Origin of the sequence: Burkholderia sp. E168m22, assembly GCF_001319805.1 — a bacterium.
Taxonomy (GTDB): domain Bacteria; phylum Pseudomonadota; class Gammaproteobacteria; order Burkholderiales; family Burkholderiaceae; genus Burkholderia; species Burkholderia orbicola.
Map to the genome: position 1 here is coordinate 1 of NZ_BBSK01000144.1, position 1,613 is coordinate 1,613.

A 1,613-nucleotide genomic window follows, 5' to 3' on the forward strand; every position below is an offset into this window, starting at 1 on the left:
GCGCTGAGCGGTGGCGGGTTGATCGCCGGCAACGGCGCGGCACTCGGCACGGCGCGCTGAACGTATCCGGCACGGGCGGCACCCTCGCGACGAACGTCGCCGGCACGGTGCTCGGCAATGCAGTGAATCTGGGTGCGGGCGCAACGCTCGGCCTGAACGGCGCCGCCGATCTCGGCCTGAACGGCGCGATCTCGGGCGCGGGCGGCCTGGCGCTCGGCGGTACCGGCGCGACGACGCTGTCCGGCGCGAACACGTTTACGGGCGGCGCGAGCCTGACGGGCGGCGGGAGCCTGATCGTCGGCGGCAACACGGCGCTCGGCGTGGGCGGCGCGTTGAACGTGAGCGACCTCGGCGGTTCGCTGAGCGCGGATCTGGCTGCCGGCGCGGCGCTCGCGAACGACGTCAATTTGAACGGCGCATCGCTGACGCTGAATGGCGCGAACGACCTCGGCCTGAGCGGCGCGATCGGCGGCAGCGGCGGTCTCGTGCTGAGCGGCACGGGGACGACGACGCTGTCCGGCGCGAACACCTTCGGCGGCGGCACGACGCTGAGCGCCGGCACGCTGCTCGCCGGCAGCAATACGGCGCTCGGCAGCGGCGCGCTCAACGTCGCCGGCGCGGGCGGTGCGCTCGGCGCGAGCGTGAACGGCATCGCGCTGGGCAACGCGATGAACCTCGGCGCGGGCGCGACACTTGCATTGACCGGCGCGAACGATCTGGGCCTGAACGGCGTGATCGGCGGTAGCGGCGGTCTCGCGCAAATCGGCTCGGGCATCACGACGCTGACCGGCGCGAACACGTTCTCGGGCGGCACGACGCTGAGCGGTGGCGGCATCCTCGCCGGCAACGGCGCGGCACTGGGCACGGGCGCGCTGAACGTGACCGGCGCGGGCGGCTCGCTCGGCACGACCGTCGGCGGCACGGTGCTCGGCAACGCGATCCAGCTCGGCGCAGGCGCGGCGCTGACGGTTGGGGGTGCGAACGATCTCGGGCTGGGCGGGATCATTTCCGGTAGCGGCGGCCTGTCCGTGAACGGCCCGGGTAGAACGACGCTCACTGCGGCCGAAACGTTTACCGGCGGCACCACGATCGGCAGCGGCACGCTCGCGATCGGCGCGGGCGGCAGTCTTGCCGCGTCGAGCCCCGTCAACCTGACCGGCGCCGGTGCGCAGTTCAATATCAGCGGGGCGACCACGCCGCAGTCGATCGGCACGCTGTCGGGTGTCGCCGGTTCGACGATCGATCTCGGTGCGAACCACCTGACGCTCGCGGGCAGCGGCAGCGGCGTCTTCGCGGGCAACATCGGCGGGGCGGGCGGGCTGACGCTCGCCGGCACCGGCTCGCAGGCGCTGACCGGCAACAACACGTATGCGGGCGGCACCGCGCTGACGGGCGGCAGCCTGGTCGTCGGCAGCGGCGCGGCGCTCGGCCTCGGCGCACTCGACGTCAACGGCTCGGCGTCGCTCGGCGCGAGCGTGCCGGGCGTGACGCTCGGCAATGCGGTCAATCTTGGCGCCGGCGTCACGCTGGGGTTGAACGGCGCGAACGATCTCGGCCTGAGCGGCACGATCGCCGGCAACGGCGGGCTCGCGCAAACCGGCAGCGGCACGACG

The 1,613-nt window shown here is 73.5% G+C and carries 1 protein-coding gene; it reads left to right on the forward strand.

Going from position 1 to position 1,613, the window contains the following annotated elements; translation table 11 throughout:
- On the forward strand, positions 1-1,613 hold a 1,613-nt coding region (locus AP428_RS32065; RefSeq protein ID WP_269434037.1), incomplete at both ends, for an autotransporter-associated beta strand repeat-containing protein.